General features: G+C 33.6%; 17 protein-coding genes. 12 read left to right on the forward strand and 5 right to left on the reverse strand.

Features of this window, described 5'->3' with window-relative positions:
- Nucleotides 1-8: 8 nt before the first annotated feature.
- From asnB to secDF, 10 genes are all read left to right on the forward strand, one after another.
- Entirely contained in the window at nucleotides 9-1,670 is a 1,662-nt protein-coding gene (gene asnB / locus A8975_RS04735; protein ID WP_131505705.1) for an asparagine synthase B, read from the forward strand.
- Between the two features lie 233 nt (nucleotides 1,671-1,903).
- Nucleotides 1,904-2,473, forward strand: a complete 570-nt coding sequence (locus A8975_RS04740) for a helix-turn-helix domain-containing protein (RefSeq protein WP_134198842.1) — start codon at nucleotides 1,904-1,906, stop codon at nucleotides 2,471-2,473.
- Between the two features lie 23 nt (nucleotides 2,474-2,496).
- Nucleotides 2,497-3,207, forward strand: coding sequence for a CPBP family intramembrane glutamic endopeptidase (locus A8975_RS04745; RefSeq protein WP_134198843.1), 711 nt, complete (start codon nucleotides 2,497-2,499; stop codon nucleotides 3,205-3,207).
- Nucleotides 3,204-4,013: a type II CAAX endopeptidase family protein gene (locus A8975_RS04750; RefSeq protein ID WP_134198844.1), complete on the forward strand. Its 810-nt coding sequence runs from the start codon at nucleotides 3,204-3,206 to the stop codon at nucleotides 4,011-4,013. The genes A8975_RS04745 and A8975_RS04750 overlap by 4 nt, the downstream gene beginning before the upstream one ends.
- A 300-nt stretch (nucleotides 4,014-4,313) precedes the next feature.
- Complete coding sequence (gene gyrB, locus A8975_RS04755) at nucleotides 4,314-6,251, forward strand: DNA topoisomerase (ATP-hydrolyzing) subunit B (protein ID WP_131505702.1); 1,938 nt, start codon at nucleotides 4,314-4,316, stop codon at nucleotides 6,249-6,251.
- Between the two features lie 160 nt (nucleotides 6,252-6,411).
- Nucleotides 6,412-7,425 carry a DUF6588 family protein gene (locus A8975_RS04760; protein WP_134198845.1) on the forward strand — a complete coding sequence of 338 codons (1,014 nt, stop codon included), beginning with the start codon at nucleotides 6,412-6,414 and terminating at the stop codon, nucleotides 7,423-7,425.
- A gap of 122 nt (nucleotides 7,426-7,547) precedes the next feature.
- Entirely contained in the window at nucleotides 7,548-8,474 is a 927-nt protein-coding gene (gene mdh, locus A8975_RS04765; protein ID WP_129758979.1) for a malate dehydrogenase, read from the forward strand.
- A 98-nt stretch (nucleotides 8,475-8,572) separates the two neighbouring features.
- A complete protein-coding gene (locus A8975_RS04770; RefSeq protein WP_134198846.1) occupies nucleotides 8,573-9,499 on the forward strand; it encodes a SecDF P1 head subdomain-containing protein in 927 nt (308 codons plus the stop codon).
- Nucleotides 9,500-9,530: 31 nt separating this feature from the next.
- Complete coding sequence (locus A8975_RS04775; protein WP_134198847.1) at nucleotides 9,531-10,148, forward strand: hypothetical protein; 618 nt, start codon at nucleotides 9,531-9,533, stop codon at nucleotides 10,146-10,148.
- A gap of 180 nt (nucleotides 10,149-10,328) precedes the next feature.
- Nucleotides 10,329-13,325: a protein translocase subunit SecDF gene (secDF, locus tag A8975_RS04780; RefSeq protein WP_131505698.1), complete on the forward strand. Its 2,997-nt coding sequence runs from the start codon at nucleotides 10,329-10,331 to the stop codon at nucleotides 13,323-13,325.
- 98 nt (nucleotides 13,326-13,423) lie between these two features.
- Here secDF and A8975_RS04785 read toward each other — a convergent pair whose 3' ends face one another.
- The 5 genes from A8975_RS04785 to folE all read right to left on the reverse strand — a co-directional run bounded on the left by A8975_RS04785 (nucleotide 13,424) and on the right by folE (nucleotide 17,227).
- Nucleotides 13,424-13,918: a DUF192 domain-containing protein gene (locus A8975_RS04785; RefSeq protein WP_134198848.1), complete on the reverse strand. Its 495-nt coding sequence runs from the start codon at nucleotides 13,916-13,918 to the stop codon at nucleotides 13,424-13,426.
- Nucleotides 13,918-14,742 carry a prolipoprotein diacylglyceryl transferase gene (gene lgt / locus A8975_RS04790; protein ID WP_131505696.1) on the reverse strand — a complete coding sequence of 275 codons (825 nt, stop codon included), beginning with the start codon at nucleotides 14,740-14,742 and terminating at the stop codon, nucleotides 13,918-13,920. The genes A8975_RS04785 and lgt overlap by 1 nt, the downstream gene beginning before the upstream one ends.
- Before the next feature lie 66 nt (nucleotides 14,743-14,808).
- A complete protein-coding gene (gene yidD, locus A8975_RS04795) occupies nucleotides 14,809-15,042 on the reverse strand; it encodes a membrane protein insertion efficiency factor YidD (RefSeq protein WP_131505695.1) in 234 nt (77 codons plus the stop codon).
- A 2-nt stretch (nucleotides 15,043-15,044) separates the two neighbouring features.
- The gene (cysS, locus tag A8975_RS04800) at nucleotides 15,045-16,526 is read right to left on the reverse strand and encodes a cysteine--tRNA ligase (RefSeq protein WP_134198849.1); all 1,482 of its coding nucleotides are present in this window, start codon (nucleotides 16,524-16,526) and stop codon (nucleotides 15,045-15,047) included.
- Between the two features lie 23 nt (nucleotides 16,527-16,549).
- Nucleotides 16,550-17,227: a GTP cyclohydrolase I FolE gene (gene folE / locus A8975_RS04805; protein ID WP_129758972.1), complete on the reverse strand. Its 678-nt coding sequence runs from the start codon at nucleotides 17,225-17,227 to the stop codon at nucleotides 16,550-16,552.
- Between the two features lie 194 nt (nucleotides 17,228-17,421).
- Between folE and A8975_RS04810 the strand changes: the two genes are divergently transcribed.
- Both A8975_RS04810 and A8975_RS04815 read left to right on the forward strand, forming a co-directional pair.
- Nucleotides 17,422-17,889, forward strand: a complete 468-nt coding sequence (locus A8975_RS04810; protein ID WP_129758971.1) for a hypothetical protein — start codon at nucleotides 17,422-17,424, stop codon at nucleotides 17,887-17,889.
- A 9-nt stretch (nucleotides 17,890-17,898) separates the two neighbouring features.
- On the forward strand, nucleotides 17,899-20,071 hold a 2,173-nt coding region (locus tag A8975_RS04815; RefSeq protein ID WP_134198850.1), incomplete at its 3' end, for a PKD domain-containing protein.

Below are 20,071 nucleotides of genomic sequence, written 5' to 3' on the forward strand. Positions count from 1 at the left end.
GAGAAATTATGTGTGGAATTGTATGTGCATTTGATTTAAAGCAGAAAACAGAAGATTTAAGACCTCAAATATTAGAAATGTCAAAAAGAATCCGTCATCGTGGTCCTGACTGGAGCGGAATTTTTGATAACGACAAAGCGATTATGGCGCATGAGCGTTTAGCGATTGTTGATCCTGCTTCAGGAAAACAACCTTTGTTTTCAGAAGATAAGAGGTTTGTTTTAGCGGCTAATGGAGAAATATATAACCACAGAGAGTTGCGTAAACAATTTCCTGATTATAAGTTTCAAACTGAAAGTGATTGTGAGGTTATTTTGGCGTTGTATCAAGAAAAAGGAACTGATTTTGTTGATGAGCTTAATGGTATTTTTGGTTTTGCAATTTATGATGTTGAAAAAGACGAATATTTTGTAGCTAGAGACCACATGGGAATCATTCCATTATACATTGGATGGGACCAAAACGGAACCTTTTATGTAGCATCAGAACTTAAAGCGCTTGAAGGTGTTTGTACAAAAATTGAGCTATTTCCTCCAGGTCATTATATGTCTAGTAAGGACGGTGAGTTTGTGCAGTGGCATAAACGTGAGTGGACTGATTATGATGCAGTAAAAGACAACGAAACAAGTATTTCAAAAATAAAAGAAGCGCTTGAAGCAGCTGTTCACAGGCAGTTAATGAGTGATGTACCTTATGGTGTTTTGCTTTCAGGAGGATTAGATTCTTCGGTGACTTCAGCAATTGCAAAAAAATATGCTCAAAAGCGTATTGAAAGTGATGACACTTCTGATGCTTGGTGGCCTCAATTACACTCCTTTTCAGTAGGACTTGAAGGGTCTCCAGATTTGGCTGCAGCACAAAAAGTGGCAGACCATATTGGAACTGTTCACCACGAAATAAAGTTTACCATTCAAGAAGGTTTAGATGCGGTAAGAGACGTAATTTATCAGCTAGAAACCTATGATATTACAACTATTCGCGCGAGTACACCTATGTATTTAATGGCAAGAGTTATTAAGTCTATGGGAATAAAAATGGTGTTGTCTGGTGAAGGTGCTGACGAATTATTTGGTGGTTATCTGTATTTTCACAAAGCGCCAAATGCCAAAGAGTTTCATGAAGAAACGGTTCGTAAGTTGAGTAAACTGCATATGTATGATTGCTTGAGAGCAAATAAAAGTTTAGCAGCTTGGGGAATTGAAGGTCGTGTACCGTTTTTAGATAAAGAATTCATGGATGTGGCAATGAGTATCAACCCTCAAGATAAAATGATAACACCAGAACGTATGGAAAAATGGGTAGTGAGAAAAGCTTTTGAAGATATGCTACCAGAGAGCGTAGCTTGGAGACAAAAAGAACAGTTTAGTGATGGTGTTGGTTACAGTTGGATTGATACTTTGAAAGAAGTTGTAAATGAAGAAGTAACCGATGAGCAAATGAAGAATGCGCATTTTAGGTTCCCGATACAAACACCTCAAAATAAAGAAGAGTTTTATTATCGCTCTATTTTTGAAGAGCATTTTCCAAGTGATGCAGCAGCATTAAGTGTACCGCAAGAACCTAGTGTAGCATGCAGCACAAAAATTGCTTTAGAGTGGGATGAAGCATTTAAAAACATGAATGATCCAAGTGGAAGAGCAGTTGCAAAAGTACATACTGATGCGTATTAATTTTAATAATCTATAAGAAGGAAAGCCGGTTAAAAACCGGCTTTTTTATTTTAAAAAATAATTACCTTTAAACACTAGACTAAACCAATATATAATTTTGAGTTTTCAGGTAAGTTTACTTAATGATAGTTTAAAACCCTTATAAAACCTAATGATGACATATAGATGACATTTAAATGTCGTGTTAAAATCCAATGACCTGAAGTAGATTTGCATCAGAAATAATAATCAAAATGAATAAAAATTCTTTAAGCGAAAATTTAACCTATCAGCGAAAGCTAAAAGGGTATACGCAAGAGCAACTTTCTGATAAAACTACTGTTACGGTTAGAACCATTCAGCGTATAGAAAAAGGTGATGTACAACCGCATCTTCAAACGGTAAAATTATTGGCAGCAGGTCTTGAAATTGAGATTGACGAATTGTTAATCCTTGAAGATCCCAAAGAGGAAGTCATACAACGCAAATGGATGTTGTTACTTCATGGCTCTCCTTTTTTAGGATTAATCATTCCCTTCGGAAGTATTTTGTTTCCATTGTTTCTTTGGATTCATAAAGCTGAAGATAGTAAGGTGTATGATGCGCATGGTAGAGCTATTGTAAATTTTCATGGGACAATTACCTTGCTGTTCATATTGTCGTTACTATCATTTTTTATTATTCCAGGTTATAATTTTTTCATTTCTGGAACGATTGTACTTTTTGCTATCATCACCACGATATACAATATCTCAAGATCACTGCAAACAGGAACTTTTAAGTATCCATTTTCAATCCCTTTTTTGAAACCAAAAGAGGTGTAACTTTAATTTAAAACGTATTTTAAATGTTAGGATTATTAATAATACTAGTAATCTCATGGGCGCTTCTACGCTTTGTCGAGAAAAAAAATATCGATGTTTTAGGCATTATTCCAAGCCTAAATAGATTGAGTCAATTGGTACTTGGATTTTTAATTATTACTCTTATTACGTTGATAAACATTTATGTCGAAACCCAAGTTTTAAATGTATCGTGGAAGTCAAAGGCAATAGATTACGCTATGTTTTTGAATGCTTTTATATATCATTTAAAGTCAGCGTTAACTGAAGACTTGATTTTTAGAGGTGCTATGCTGTATGTTTTAATTCAAAGAATTGGTGCTGTAAAGGCCATCTGGTTGTCGGCTATTGTGTTCGGTGTGTATCACTGGTTTTCATATGGTATTATTGAAGGAAGGCTAATTCTTTTAGCGTATGTTTTGGTTGTAACGGGTTTTACAGGATACGTCTGGGCTTATACATTTTACAAAACAAAATCTATAATGACTGGTTTAGGGTTTCATTTAGGTGTGAATTTAATAAACGCTTGTTTTTTTGAATCGCAACCTTATGGTGAAATTTTATTTCAGAAAGTATCAAGTATCGATGTCAACGATTGGAATTGGTTGTTTTTTAATTTGTTTAAAGGCTTGTTTCCTTCCATAGCTACTTTGGTTTGTCTGAAGTTTTTGTTGAAGACAAAGTTGTATTCGCAAACTGAAAATACACAATCATGAAAACTGTTTTTAAAAACTACCCAAATGCTTCAAGATTTGTTTTAGCAATATTACTATTTGTCATTGCATTAATTTTAAGTTTATTCATTAATGTAGGCGTAGTTAAACAGTATTTTCCTTATACGGCACCAATCCTCTTATTTATAGCAACTTGGTTCATGTATAAAAGAGAAGGAAGAACATTAAAAGCTATTGGATTAAATTTTAGCTTAAGAAATGTATTGTTTCTGCCACTAGGTATTTTAATTGGGGCTTTTGCCTTTTTTGGAGCTAAATATTTAAGAACTGTATTGGTTGGTGAAACCTTTGAGTTGTCGGTTTCAATTGATTATTCAACAATATTATACGCATTCTATTTTATTTTACCACAAGTTGCCACTGAAGAATTGTTATTTAGGGGCTACTTGTTTAAAAAAACGATTGAAGTTTCCAATGTGGTCATAGCCAACGTGATTTTTTCAATTTTATTTACGCTTATTCATGTGTTAGATGAAGGCGTGCTGAGTAATCTAGGAATGATTGTTATGTTTAGCGTTTCAATACCTGTTGGACATTTGCTATTTGCCACAGGGTTGTTAAAATCTAAAACGTTATACTTTCCTATTGGTCTTCACTTGGGTAATAATTGGGCTACACGACATTTAATAAATAGCAATAATTTAGGAGAGAGTATCTTTTTTATTTCCAATACGGTTATGTTTGATGCATGGACTCCTTTTATCACTATGTTGATTTTATTCAATGGCTTTTATTTACTGGTAACATTTCTAATCTGGAAATGGAATTGTTTTACATTGTTTCGATGAAAAACGAGTTTTTTTAATAAATACTTGCTACTGCAAAAACACAATAAACGTCCTTTAAAGCGTTTTAGTGTTTTATTGATTTTGAATGAGTCTAAAAAAATTCCAAAATCAAATTTAAGATGCTTTTTAGGCGTTTTAAGGCACTTTTGAGTAATTAACAAATGTTGATAATTTATTAACTAACTCGTTAAAATACTTTTAAAAGGCATGATAATTTGTTATCTTTGTTAGTATCTCAAAAGAGACGCAATTAGCGTCTTTTTTTCTGTAAAATAAGAACTAAATCATATTAAAATAAAAATGAGCGAAGAAAACAAAAAACAGTATGGTGCAGACAGTATCCAAGCCCTTGAGGGAATGGAGCACGTGCGTATGCGTCCATCGATGTACATTGGAGACGTAGGTGTAAGAGGTTTACACCATTTGGTTTATGAAGTAGTTGATAACTCCATTGATGAAGCTTTAGCAGGACATTGTGATAATATCACAGTAACTATAAATGAGGATAACTCAATTACCACAGAGGATGACGGTCGTGGTATTCCAGTTGGATTACACAAAAAAGAAGGTGTTTCGGCATTAGAAGTTGTAATGACTAAAATTGGAGCTGGAGGTAAGTTTGATAAAGATTCTTATAAAGTATCAGGTGGACTTCATGGTGTTGGTGTAAGTTGTGTTAATGCATTATCTGAACACTTAAAAGCCACAGTTCACAGAGAAGGTAAAATTTGGGAGCAAGAATACGAAAGAGGTAAAACATTATACCCTGTAAAAACTATTGGTGATTCTGATAAAACAGGAACCATTGTAACTTTTAAACCAGACCCACAAATATTTCAACAAACACTAGAGTACAATTACGATACTTTAGCTAGTAGAATGCGTGAGTTAGCATACCTTAATAAAGGTATTACAGTACATTTAGTTGACAAACGTCACAAAAAAGAAGACGGAAGTTTTGAAGGGGAAACATTCCATTCAGAAGAAGGACTTTCAGAATTTGTAAAGTTTTTAGACGGTAACAGAGAGCCATTAATGAACGATGTTATTTCTTTTGAAGGAGAAAAGAACGGCGTTCCTGTTGAGGTTGCTATGGTTTACAACACGTCATATGCAGAAAACTTACATTCTTATGTAAACAACATTAATACACACGAAGGTGGAACCCATCTTTCTGGTTTCCGTCGTGGTTTGACGCATACCTTAAAAAAGTATGCTGACGAATCGGGAATGTTAGATAAGCTAAAATTTGATATTGCAGGAGATGATTTCCGTGAAGGATTAACAGCTATCGTATCAGTAAAAGTTGCCGAGCCTCAATTTGAAGGACAAACAAAGACTAAGCTAGGAAACAGAGAAGTGTCTGCTTCAGTAAGTCAAGCGGTTTCTGAAATGTTAACTGATTATTTAGAAGAACATCCTGAGGACGCTAAAACCATTGTTCAAAAAGTAATTCTTGCAGCGCAAGCACGTCATGCGGCGCAAAAAGCGCGTGAAATGGTTCAGCGTAAAACTGTAATGAGCATTGGAGGTTTACCTGGGAAACTGAGTGACTGTTCAGAGCAAGACCCAGAAAAATGTGAAGTATTCCTTGTAGAGGGAGATTCGGCAGGTGGAACTGCAAAACAAGGTCGTGACAGAGCATTTCAAGCTATTCTTCCACTACGTGGTAAAATATTGAATGTTGAAAAAGCAATGACGCATAAAGTGTTTGAAAACGAAGAAATTAAAAACATCTTCACAGCACTAGGTGTTACCATTGGTACTGAGGAAGATAGTAAAGCGTTAAACCTATCGAAATTACGTTATCACAAAGTAGTTATTATGTGTGATGCTGATATTGATGGTAGCCACATTGCAACACTTATTTTAACGTTCTTCTTTAGATACATGAAAGAACTTATTGAGAACGGTCATATTTACATTGCAACACCACCTTTATATTTGGTCAAGAAAGGTCAAAAGAAAAGCTATGCTTGGACTGATAAAGAACGTGATGCAATTGCCGAAGAGTTTGGTGGTAGTGTAAGTGTACAACGTTATAAGGGTCTTGGAGAGATGAATGCTGAGCAGCTTTGGGACACAACAATGAATCCAGAGTTTAGAACACTACGTCAAGTAAATATTGATAATGGTGGAGAAGCAGATCGTATCTTCTCAATGTTAATGGGAGACGAAGTACCACCTCGTAGAGAATTTATTGAGAAAAATGCTATTTACGCTAATATTGATGCGTAATTAATAGTAGCTATTATATACTAAAAGCGAATACATTTTGTATTCGCTTTTTTTGTGCTGAAAAAAATAAAATATCGATAAAGTGCAATTTTTTAACGATAAAATACGTTGTAATCATAAATTTTACTATTTTCACCAAAAATTTAATCTACTTAGTATTATGAAAAAATGTGTTCTGTTCATGCTGTTTGTAATTACAGTTACAATTACAAATGCACAAGAAAACGTAAATGACCTATTAACAGCAGGTGTTGAGGATGCTCAACGATTTACGGCAGATTATATAGCTCCAGCTTCTGAAGGAGTGGCTTTTGGAATCAACAATGGTTGGTTTAACAATGCAAAAGCACCAAAACGTTTTGGCTTTGAAATTTCTATTGTGGGAAATGCTTCTTTGATTAAAGATGAAAAAAAATCTTTTGAAATGAATGTAGCAGATTATGAAAATATTAGATTTCCTGATAATAGTCCTACAAAAACCGTAGCTACAGCTTTAGGGCATAATGATCCTGATATTACTGTTATTGCAACCTATGACGATCCTATTTTTGGAGCACAAGAAGTGGAAATAACCTTACCTACAGGTATTGGTTCAGAAAACATAAACTTAATACCAACAGCATTTTTACAAGCTAGTTTTTCACCTTTTAAAGGTACTCAACTAAAAGGACGCTTTTTTCCTAAGGTAGATACTGATGATGTTAAAGTAGGATTCTATGGTTTTGGTATACAACAAGAATTTACATCATGGTTACCAGCAGATAAAGTATTTCCTGTTGCTATTTCTGGTTTAATAGCCTACACGCATTTAGATGGAAGCTATGATTTTACTGATGGTGAATATGTAGAAGGAGAAAACCAAAAAATAGATACTGAAGTTAACACAATGCTTTTTGAATTAATAGTTGGTACTAAATTAAAAATAATCAACTTTTATGGTGGTTTAGGGTATATTACAGGAACATCAACAACCGATTTATTAGGAACTTATAGAGTAACCGATGGTGTTTTATTTTCAGAAGAAATAATTGACCCATTTTCGGTTGAACAAGATATATCAGGAATTAGAGCTACTGTTGGAGCCAATTTAAAATTAGGTTTTTTTGGTATCAATGCCGATTATACAGTAGCAGAGTTTGATAGCGCAAGTTTAGGTCTTAATTTTTCGTTTTAAACTTGGTTAATAATAGATTTAACAAAGGCACAAGATTATTCTTGTGCTTTTTTCATTTACAGTATAATAATTTGTAATTTTGCAGTCTTAAAAATCAACACAATTTTAAAAATTATTTATATATGAAAGTAACAGTAGTTGGAGCAGGAGCAGTAGGTGCAAGTTGTGCAGAATATATTGCAATTAAAAACTTTGCATCTGAAGTTGTATTATTAGATATTAAAGAGGGTTTTGCCGAAGGTAAAGCTATGGATTTAATGCAAACCGCATCTTTAAACGGTTTTGATACAAAAATTACAGGTGTAACTAACGATTATAGCAAAACAGCTAATAGTGATATTTGTGTAATTACTTCAGGTATTCCTCGTAAACCAGGAATGACTCGTGAAGAGTTAATAGGTATCAATGCTGGTATTGTAAAATCGGTTTCATCTAGTTTAATAGAGCATTCTCCTAACACTATAATGATTGTTGTAAGTAACCCTATGGATACTATGACGTATTTAGTACACAAAACTACTAGTTTACCTAAAAACAGAATTATAGGAATGGGTGGAGCTTTAGATTCTGCTCGTTTTAAATACAGATTAGCTGAAGCTTTAGGAGCTCCTATTAGTGATGTTGACGGAATGGTAATAGGAGGTCATAGCGATAAAGGTATGGTGCCTTTAACTGCGCATGCAACAAGAAACAGTATTAAAGTATCTGAGTTCTTATCAGAAGAAAGATTAGACCAAGTAAAAGAAGATACTAAAGTTGGTGGAGCAACACTTACAAAATTATTAGGTACTTCTGCTTGGTATGCTCCAGGAGCTGCAGTAAGCGGATTGGTACAAGCTATCGCTTGCGATCAAAAGAAGATGTTCCCATGTTCAGCTTTATTAGAAGGTGAGTACGGATTAAACGATTTATGTATTGGTGTTCCTGTAATTTTAGGACGTAATGGTATTGAAGAAATCGTAAATATTGAGCTTAGTGATGCCGAAAAAGCACACATGCAAGAAAGTGCTGAAGGTGTAAGTAAAACTAACGGATTGTTAGAATTATAATCAGAACTTTATTTTAAATATATTTAGGCTATCAAAATTTTGATAGCCTTTTTTTATTTGTCATTCTATCAATTTAATATTTAAACACAATACTCATAATGAAAAAAATCTACTATTTAATTTTTGTAGTATTAATTCTAGCTTGCAATCCTTCAAAGGAGAAAAAAGAGTTTGTTTTCTTTTATGAATTTGAAAATGAAGACAGTATATCTTCTGGAGAAGTTTCAGAAACCATTTTCGTTTTAAATAAAAGGCTTAATCAATTTAGTAATCAACATGAGATTACTGAGTTTGAAAGAAATAAATTGAAGGTTAAAATAACAGATTATGAGTTAGACACTCTTAGGTTAAATAAAATCATCTTAAATAAAGGAAAACTTGAATTTTGGGAATTGTATAAGGTAGAGGAAATGTTCCCTGAGGTTTTAAAAATGGGGAGTTTTTATGAGGATAAAGCAAAAGACTCTCTTAAAAATAAACCATTCCTAGATATGTTTACTGCTTTAGGCCATCAGTATGGGCCAATTATAGCATTTTGTAAAGCAGAAGATACAGTAGCTATAAATAAAATGCTAAACGATAAAGGCACAAGATTTCAAATGAAACCAGAATATATTAATACCAAGTTTTTATGGGGAATTGCAGATGAGAATAATAATCTTCCGTTGTATACAGCAAAATCTAATAGAAATAATATACCTCCATTAACAGGTGAATCTATTTTAAAAGCAAAACAGGTGGTTGATGTTGTGGATAGACCAGCTGTTTTAATAGAAATGAATAAAGAAGGAGCAATTACTTGGGAAAGATTAACTGAAAACGCATTTAAAAACGCTTCATACATTGCTGTTACCTTAAATGATTTGGTTTACTCAGCTCCAGGAGTTACTGTAGGACCAATACAAGGAGGATTAACTCAAATAGCTGGAGATTTTACTCTATCTCAAGCGCAAGATTTAGCAATAATTTTATCCTCGCAAAAAAGTATCCCTCAATTAAGACCTATTCAAGATGTAACGCAATAACACAATAGTTATTTTTTCATATATTTGGCGCATGAATTTGAGATGGTACATTAGTACTCTGGTAATTATTTTATCTGTATTAGGTGGTTTTTCTAGCCAGCAGCAATCGTCTGTACCTAACCAGGAAGTTGTTTTACAATTTACAGGAGAACATGTAAGTCATGAAGATACACAAAATGCTATAGCTAATGTAAAACAGCAGTTGCAACATGCAGGAGCTGAAAACATTAAGGTTGTAGAGCAAGATAACGGTCAACTAAAAATTACCTATTACAGCACTTCTGACGTTACCAATATTAAAAAGCAATTATCTCAAGATAATGTTCTAGATTTAGGTGTTACTGCTTTTGATGACAAATCGAACAGTAATAAACTTCCATCAAGTAATACATCAATTGACTACAATGTTGATGTTTACGAAATTCATAGTAACTACGACATTGGATTAAGCGGTAAACTTGCTGTAGAATTAAAATCTGACCACGACCGATTAATAAACCCAAATGTATTTGCGCCTTCAAATTACCTTAATATTGATGCGACTGAGCATTTAAGAGCGTCTAGTTATGTGTTTAGAAGATATATTGCTAACGCAATAGATAAGTATTCCTACAAAATTCCTGAAGTTAGAGCAGGACCTTTAGCTTAATCAGTTATTAAAAGATAAGTTTCTATACCTAAAAGCTTATCACTCCCTATTAAAGATAGTTTTTCGTGTTTTATCGAAAAGCGCATTTAAAACCACTTATAATCATAAAAAATAATTGTCAAATTCTGAGTAAATTCTATATTTGCTCGTTTTTAAAAAATTTGACCAAAAAATAAAGTAATGCAAAACAAAGGATTAGTAAAGCTATTTGCAGTGTTATTTGGTTTGGTAAGTATATACCAATTATCATTTACATTCAAAGCTAATCAAATTGACAGTACTGCTGAAGAATTAGCAATAAGTAAATTTGATACACCAGAAGAAAGAGCAGCCGAAGAGGTAAGATACCTAGACTCTCTTAAAACAAACAAAGTTGATGTAGACGGAAAACAAGAAAGCATTAAAGTTTTCGATATAGGAATTGCCGACTACACGTACAACGAGGTGAAAGACAAGGCTATGAACCTTGGTCTTGACCTTAAAGGAGGAATTAACGTTATCCTTGAAATATCTGTAAAAGATATCTTAGTAGGATTAGCAAACGACTCTAAAGACCCAGTTTTTAACAAGGCATTAAGTGATGCTGAGGAAATTCAAAAAGACGCTCAAGAGCCATATTTAGAGTCTTTCTACAAAGCTTTTGATGCTATAAAAGGAGACCAAAAATTAGCTTCTCCTGATATTTTTGCTAACAGAACAATGTACCCAGACATTACAAATGACATGTCTGACGATGACGTTAAAGGTATTATCAAAACTAAAGTTGATGAGTCTATCGTTTCTGCATTTGAGGTATTACGTAAGCGTATTGATAAGTTTGGTGTTACTCAACCAAATATTCAGCGTTTAGGAAACTCAGGACGTATTTTAGTAGAGCTTCCAGGAGCTAAAGATGTTGAGCGTGTTAAAAAACTTTTACAAAGTACTGCACAGTTAGAGTTTTGGGATGCGTATAGAGGAGAGCAATTTCTTCCATTCTTAGCGCAAGCTAACGAAACGTTGAAGCCTATAGTTAATACTGAAAAAGATACTGAAGTAGCTGTTGATTCTACAGTAGCTGAAAAAACTGACAGTTTAATTGATGATTTAGTAGGTGAAACAACTACTGATTCTACAGATGTAGCAGTAAACCCAATTTTTGATTTATTAAGAGGTTATGGTTCAGGAGGACCAGTAGTAGCAACTTTTGAAGCAAAAGATAAAGAGCTTGTTACTTCATACTTAAACAATCCACAGGTAAGAGCATTATTGCCAGCTGAACAACGTTATGTGAAATTTGTTTGGGGAATTCAACCAAAAGATAGTGACTATGTAGATTTATATGCACTTGTAGGAAACAGAGAAAATCAACCACCTTTAAGTGGAGCTGTTATTTCTGATGCACGTCAATCTTATAGCCAAACAGGTAAGCCATCTGTAAGTATGCAAATGGATAGCAAAGGCGCTAAGATTTGGGAAGAAATGACAGGAAAAGCGTATCAGCAACAAAGCCAAATAGCAATTGTTCTTGATGATATTGTGTATTCTGCTCCAGGTGTAACAACTGGTCCAATTTCAGGAGGTAACTCTGAAATTTCTGGTTCATTCACATTAAACGAGGCAGTAGATTTAGCTAACGTATTAAGAGCTGGTAAATTACCTGCTTCGGCAGATATTGTTCAAGCTGAAGAAGTTGGTGCAACTTTAGGGCAAGAAGCTATTGATAGTGGTATTAAATCATTCTTAATTGCATTATCATTAGTATTATTATGGATGATACTATACTATGGTAAGTCAGGTATTTTTGCTGATATTGCCTTGTTATTCAACATTCTTTTAATATTTGGAGTACTTTCAGGGTTAGGAGCTGTGTTAACGCTTCCTGGTTTAGCAGGTATTGTATTAACAATTGGTATGTCGGTAGATGCCAACGTACTTATTTTTGAACGTGTACGTGAAGAAATAGCAAAAGGTAAAGGACAAAAAGAAGCTGTAAAAGATGGTTTTGCTAATGCATTGTCTTCTATCTTAGATGCTAACATTACAACAGGTTTAACTGCAATTATATTATTTGTGTTTGGTACTGGTCCAATTAAAGGATTTGCTACAACATTATTAATTGGTATTGTTACGTCTTTATTTACTGCAATATTCATCACTAGATTATTAGTTGACTGGTATGTAAACAGAGGTGGTAAACTAGAGTTCTCTACTGCGTTAACAAAAGGATTATTTAAAAACTTGAACATCGATTTTATTAGTAAGAGAAAAGTGGCTTATGTGTTTTCAGCAATTTTAATTGTTGTTAGTATTGGTTCTTTAGCTACTAAAGGATTAGATCAAGGTATTGATTTTGTTGGAGGTAGAACTTACCAAGTACGTTTTGACCAAGATGTGAATCCTGAAGAGGTTAAAGCTGATGTAGAAAGCGTTTTTGAAAGTGCTGAGGTAAAAACAATTGGTAATTCTCACCAATTGAAAATATCTACAAAGTTCATGGTAAATGAAAATTCAGCTGAAGCAGATTCTATCGTTCAAACTAAATTATACGAATCACTAAGCAAATACTTACCACAAGGAACATCGTATGACGATTTCTCTAAAGCTAAAAACAATGTAGGTAAAGTATTCTCTGGTAAAGTAAGTCCAACAATTGCCGATGATATCAAAAAAGAGTCTTTCTGGGCTGTACTTGGGTCATTAGTAGTTGTATTCTTGTACATCTTATTACGATTTAAAAAATGGCAATTCTCAACTGGAGCAGTTGCTGCGGTTTTCCATGATATTATTATTGTATTAGGGGTGTTCTCTATTACTTATTCATTTATGCCATTTAGTATGGAAATTGACCAAGCGTTTATTGCAGCTATCTTAACTGTAATTGGTTACTCTCTAAACGATACAGTAGTTGTGTTTGATAGAATTAGAGAAGTGATAGCAGAAAGAGCTGGTTTTAAAGGTGGAAAAAATATTAACTCTGCAATTAACAGCACTTTAAGTAGAACATTGAATACCTCTTTAACAACGTTAGTGGTATTATTGGCAATGTTTATTTTTGGAGCTGATTCTTTAAGAGGTTTATTATTTGCACTTATAGTTGGTGTGGTTGTAGGTACATATTCTTCTGTATTTATTGCAACTCCAGTTATGTATGACACTCTAAAAAACAAAGGAGAAACAGCTGAAGATAAAGAGTAAGAATTATATACTATTCTGAATAACAAAAAAGCCACTCTAAAAGAGTGGCTTTTTTATTTTATAGTTGCTTAAGTTTTTATTTATTATAGTTTGAAAATTTATAAAGTAGAGAATGAAATGCTATCACCAGCAGTAAGCTTCCATTCATCACTTAAACCTGCGTTTATTTCAAGAACATATTTAGCAGGTGCTTTTGACGGTAACGATGTTTCGTCATAAGGCTTAGCATTTTTTTGGATATTGATAATGGTTTTATCAGCATTTAAAAAAATAATATCCAAAGGAATTTTGGTATTCTTCATATAGAAACTATGGTATTTCTCATCTGGGAAAATAAATAGCATCCCTTGAGAATCTTTCATACTATCTCTATACATTAAACCAGTTTGTGTTTGGTAATCATCATCAGCTATTTCTATATCTAAGGTTTTAACTATAGAGTCTGAAGTACCTTTGTAAAGCGTTAGTTCACCTTCTTTTTTAAAGGAAATAACTACTGGTTTAATCGCTTTCTTTTCTTCTTTACAAGATGTGTTTGCTAAACAAAACATGCTTAAACTAGCAACACATATGTTGTAAATTTTCTTTCTCATTAAGAAAGCTTTGATTTAGGCTTGTAAACAAACATAAAGTATAGTCCTATTAAAATAAAAGGAATACTCAACCATTGACCTGTGTTTAAAGCCCATGTAGCACGTTCTTCAACTTGTGCCTCTTTAACAAACTCAACAAAAAATCTAACAGTCCATAATAACACTAAAAACAAGCCAAATAAAAACCCTTCTTGTTCACTTTTCTTAGTTTTCCAATAGAAATAAAATAGAATAAGGAACACGAACACATAACAGATTGCTTCGTAAAGTTGTGCTGGATGTCTTGGAAAATCCTCACCTAATTTTGTAAAAACTACTCCGTAATCAGAGTTGGTTGGTTTTCCTATGATTTCAGAATTAATAAAGTTCCCAAATCGAACAAAAACAGCTCCAGAAGCTACAGGAATTACAACTCTGTCTAATATCCAAAGCACCGATTTTTTAAGCACTTTCTTATTGTATAAATACATTGAGACAATCATAGCCATAGCAGCACCATGACTTGCTAGTCCTTGAAAACCTGTAAAATGAATACCTCCTTTAAAGCTAAAAGGTAAAAAGACGCTAAAGAAATCTTCTTTAAAAAGTTCGGGTTGGTAAAAAATAACATGACCTAATCTTGCACCAAGCATAATACCTACTACAGAATAGATAAAGAGCGAGTCTAAAGATTCGTTGCTTTCGTTTTCATTTTTATAAATGCGTTTCATGATGTAGAAACCAAGTATAAAAGCTACAATCCACATCATACTGTAATAATGTAGTGTAAAAAAGCTTAAGTCTATTCCTTTTGATGGGTTCCAGTCTATATGTAAAAAATGCATGTGTTTATTTTTTCAAAGGTAAATATACTACTTTGAGTGTGACTAAGTGTTAAGTATTTTTGAAAATTAGTTTTCCTTTTCAGGAACAGGGTCAAAACCAGAACCTCCCCAAGGATGACAACTAAAAATCCTTTTTATTGCCAGTTTTCCACCTTTTAATAAGCCATGTTTTAATAATGCGTCCTTTGTGTAGTAAGAACAAGTAGGTTGGTATCTACATGTTGAAGGTAGAAAAGGTGAAATTAATGTTTGATAGACCTTTATTAAAAATAAAAAAGGAGCTATTATAATTTTTTTCATGACTAGTTTGTCGTAAAAGTAGTTCCTTCTTTACCATCTTTAAGCTGAATTCCAGCTTCAGCTAATTCGTCACGTATTTTATCAGATAAAGCAAAGTCTTTATTAGCTCTGGCTTCTTGTCGTAATTTAATTAAAATATCAACAGCAGCAGATAATTTATCAGTACCAGACTCTTGTTTTGATTCGTTTTGTAATCCTAAAACATCAAATGTAAATGCGTACATAGTTTGTTTTAGAAGTTTTAAATCTTCAGAAGTAATAGAGGCTTTACCGTCTTTTATTTGGTTGATGTATTTAGCAGCATCAAATAAATGAGCTATTAATATTGGAGAATTAAAATCATCATTCATAGCATCGTAACAGTTCTGTTTCCATTCAGAAACATTAAATGTAGATGTAGAAGCAGACGATATGTTATCTAGTAAATTAATAGCATCCATTAATCTATGAAACCCTTTTTCGCTAGCCAATAAGCCATCGTCAGTAAGGTCTAATACACTTCTGTAAGACGATTGAGCATTAAAAAAACGTATAACACTTGGTGAATATGCTTTACTAAAAAATTTGTTGTCACCAGAAAGTAACTCGTCAGGGTTTACAGTGTTACCTGTAGATTTAGACATACGCTGTCCATTAAGATGAAGCATATTAGCATGCATCCAGTAGTTAACAGGCGATTGTCCTTTAGCAGCTTCGTTTTGAGCAATTTCGCATTCGTGATGTGGAAATTTTAAGTCCATACCACCACCATGAATATCAAAACGGTCACCAAGATATTTGGTACTCATTGCTGTACATTCTAAGTGCCAACCAGGAAAACCATCGCTCCAAGGAGAAGGCCAACGCATAATGTGTTGTGGTTCGGCTTTTTTCCAAAGGGCAAAATCTTGCGGATTTTTTTTATCGCTTTGTCCATCAAGCTCACGTGTGTTGTGGATTAAATCGTCCAACTTACGTTTACTTAACTTGCCATAATCATTCGTTTCATTAAACTTGTGTACATCAAAATATACCGATCCGTTTACTTCGTAAGCAAAACCATTTTTTATTATGGTACTAATAAGTTCAATTTGTTCAATAATATGACCTGTAGCTGTAGGCTCAATACTTGGTGGTAAAAAATTGAAAATACTTAAAATGTTGTGAAAGTCTACAGTGTAGCGTTGCACAACTTCCATAGGTTCAATTTGCTCTAAACGCGCCTTTTTTGTGATTTTGTCTTCACCAGCATCAGCATCGTTTTCTAAATGACCAGCGTCAGTAATATTTCTTACATAACGTACTTTATACCCTAAATGCTTTAGGTATCTAAAAACCATATCAAAAGACATAAAAGTTCTTACATTACCTAAGTGTACATTACTGTAAACTGTAGGTCCACAAACATACATGCCTACATACCCTTCGGTAATAGATTTAAAAGGTTCTTTTTGTCCGCTTAATGAGTTGTAAATTTTAATGTGTTGCTGGTCGTAAAGATGCATTTGCTTTTTGTGTGATGTTTAAACTAAAATTGAGTGTCTAATTTAATATAATCTAAGAATTCTCTACGAGTTTCTTCATTTTTAAATTTTCCTCCAAATTCAGAAGTGACTGTGCTGCTTTCTATGTCTCTAATCCCTCTAGAGTTAACGCACAAGTGTTTTGCATCAATAACACAAGCTACATCTTCAGTATTTAAAACACTTTGAAGTTCTTTTACGATTTGTATGGTAAGACGTTCTTGTACTTGAGGTCGCTTTGCGTAATAATCGACAATACGATTCATTTTTGAAAGACCTACAACTGTACCGTTAGATATGTAGGCTACATGAGCTCTACCAACAATTGGTAATAAGTGATGTTCGCAAGTAGAATAAACAGTTATGTTTTTTTCAACTAGCATTTCACCATATTTATATTTATTGTCAAAGGTTGACGCGCTAGGTTTTTTATCAGGGTTTAAACCTCCAAAAATTTCCTTCACAAACATTTTAGCAACACGCATAGGTGTGCCGCTAAGGCTGTCATCAGTTAGGTCTAGACCTAAAGTCTCCATTATGTGTCTAACGTCATCCTTAATAATGTCTATTTTTTCATCATTAGTAAGGTTAAAAGCATCAGATCTCATTGGAGTGTCGGCAGAAGTGCCAATGTGGTCATTACCAATAGAATCAAAATCTTCTATGTCTTTTTCTATTTTCATTACAATTTTAAAAATAAGGTCAATTTAAACAGAAGGCAAAGATAAGCAATTAAAAAAATTGAACACAAGGTAGGTGTTTTTTAATTTCAGTTGTTATATAAATAAGCTGTGTAAAAGTTAATTTCATTAACATATTAACATAGTCTTTATTAAAAAATTCTTAAATTTCACGTCTTTTAAAAATTGATAAAGCAATGAAAATTAAATTACCGTTTCTACTTGCTGTATGTGTGTGTTTTATGACATTTTACTCAGCAAATTCTCAAAACATTAAACCTTCAATTTCGCTCATTAAGTATAATGATAATGTAAATGCTCCTTTAAATAGTAAAGAGTTAAAACAAATTAATGAAGTTTATGGAGATAAGTCTAATGAGTATGTGTTAAACAGACCTCAAAGATTAAAGGACATTAAAAACTTATTAAGGAATAGAATTGAAATAAAACTTATTTCTAATCCTAACGACCAAAAACAATGTCCATTACTTTCAGAAGTTCCATTGTTAAACTATTATGTTAGTGATCTACGAAGAGATACGGTTTTTAACCCTCAAACGTTTAATCCTTTAAAGTACTTATTCAATGTTAATGGTCTGTCTGGTGAAATGTACCGAGTAGATAACACCAATTACTTTATCATAATTAAGTCTCAATTCCAATAAAAAATTGCAATGAAAAAAATTACATTTTTAATACTGTTTATATTTTCTTTTACAGCATACTCTCAAGATGTTTCAATGCAGAATGGTACAGTAAGCCAATGTTCTGGAACGTTTTATGATTCAGGAGGTGCATCTGGGCCTTATTCAAGTAATGAAACATTGGTGTTCACTATTTGTCCTGAAAATCCAGGTCAATTAGTTCAATTAAACTTTACAGCTTTTAACACCCAGTTAGGTGCAGATATAATGACTATTTATAATGGAGATAGTACAGCATCTCCTGCTTTTGGTACATTTGATGGAGTTAATAATCCAGGTTTTGTAAGTGCTACAGAATCTAACCCTACAGGGTGTCTTACAATTGAGTTTACTTCAGATGGATCTGGTACAACAACAGGTTGGGCTGCAGATATTTCTTGTTTAACACCTTGTCAGGTTATTACCTCTCAAATTGATTCAGCTACGCCAGCTCCAAATGGAGATGGTTATATAAGAGTTTGTCCTAATGAGGAAATTACACTTACAGGTAGTGGTAACTTTGAGTTTGATGGTACTGGAGCAACATATGAATGGGATTTAGGAGATGGTAATACTATTGCAGGACAAACAGCTACGTTTTCGTATGCAACACCAGGAGTGTATATTGTAAATCTTGATATTAGAGATGCAAATACAAGTGTTGATCCTGATGGTTGTCCAAATACTAATTTAATAAATCAAGTTATTCAGGTAGCTACTGAGCCAGATTTTACAGGTACTCAAGCTGCTGAAAGTACAATTTGTTTTGGAGAATCTACTACTATCGAAGGTGTGGTTAATGCAGTACCTTTTATAAACGACTGTACACCTCCAGTAAGTGGTACAACATTCTTGCCAGATGGTTCGGGTGCTGTTTATGAAACTTGCATCACTGTAGATTGTTTTGATTCAGCTCAAACATTAACAGATCCAAATCAGCTTTTGAATGTCTGTGTTAATATGGAGCACTCATATTCTGGAGATTTAGATATAACTATAATTTCACCGAATGGTCAAGAAGCTGACTTATTTACACAAGCAGGAGGAGGTACCTATTTTGGAGGTGCTAATGATGATGGAAGTAATACACCTGGTGTTGGAGCAGATTATTGTTTTTCAATGTCAGGAACTGTTTTATTAGAAAATGCTCCAACTATTACAGCAGGATCTAACCCTCCAGGAAACTCATGGGCACCAGGTACATATTTGCCTGTAGAATCTTTTGCAAGTTTAGTTGGTAGCCCACTTAATGGAGACTGGTGTATTAGAATTGTAGATAATTTAGCTATAGATAATGGATATGTGTTTTCTTGGGGAATGAATTTTGACCCAAATATTCAACCACCTGAATTATCATTTACTCCAGTAATTACTTCTGAAGCTTGGGATGCAGATCCATCAATTACTAATACAGCAGGAAATGTTATAACAGTTCAACCTGCTACTGAAGGTACACATTGTTATACTTACAGAGTTACTGATGACTTTGGATGTGAATATACTGAGCAAGTTTGTATTAATGTACTACCTGAAATAGTTACAGATCCAGCAAATGATTTATTCATTTGTGATACAGGAGTTCCTCCATATATATTTGATTTAAGTTCTAATACTCCTGTTGTTCTAGCTTCCTCTCCAATACCAGGAGATATGGTTGTTACTTATCATGAAACCGCTTTTGATGCCGATGATGATACAAATGCAATTGCAAACCCTGGAGCATATTCTGGTACTGATGGACAAGTGATTTACATCAGAATTGAATATCTAACATCAGATTGTTATGAAATATTGACTTTCACTTTAAATGTTTCAGGTCAGCCTATAATTAATCCAGTTTTAGACCTAGAAGTCTGCGATGACGACAGTAATGATGGATTTGAGGGTTTTGATTTAACGGTTCAAGATTTAGGTGTTTTAGGCGCACAACCTTCTACAGATTTTGTAGTGACGTATTACACAAGTTTTGCTGATGCCGATTCAGGGTCCAATGCACTAGTGAGTCCTTACACCAATACCGTTAACCCACAACCTATCTATGTTCGTGTAGAGAGTGCAGGAGATTCTAATTGCTACATAGCCTCACCACTTCCGGTGTTCAATTTAGTAGTTAACTATAGAGCCATAGCAACAGAGCCATCAGATATGGTAGTTTGCGATGACG

The organism is Meridianimaribacter flavus, assembly GCF_004366715.1.
Lineage (GTDB): Bacteria > Bacteroidota > Bacteroidia > Flavobacteriales > Flavobacteriaceae > Gaetbulibacter_B > Gaetbulibacter_B jejuensis.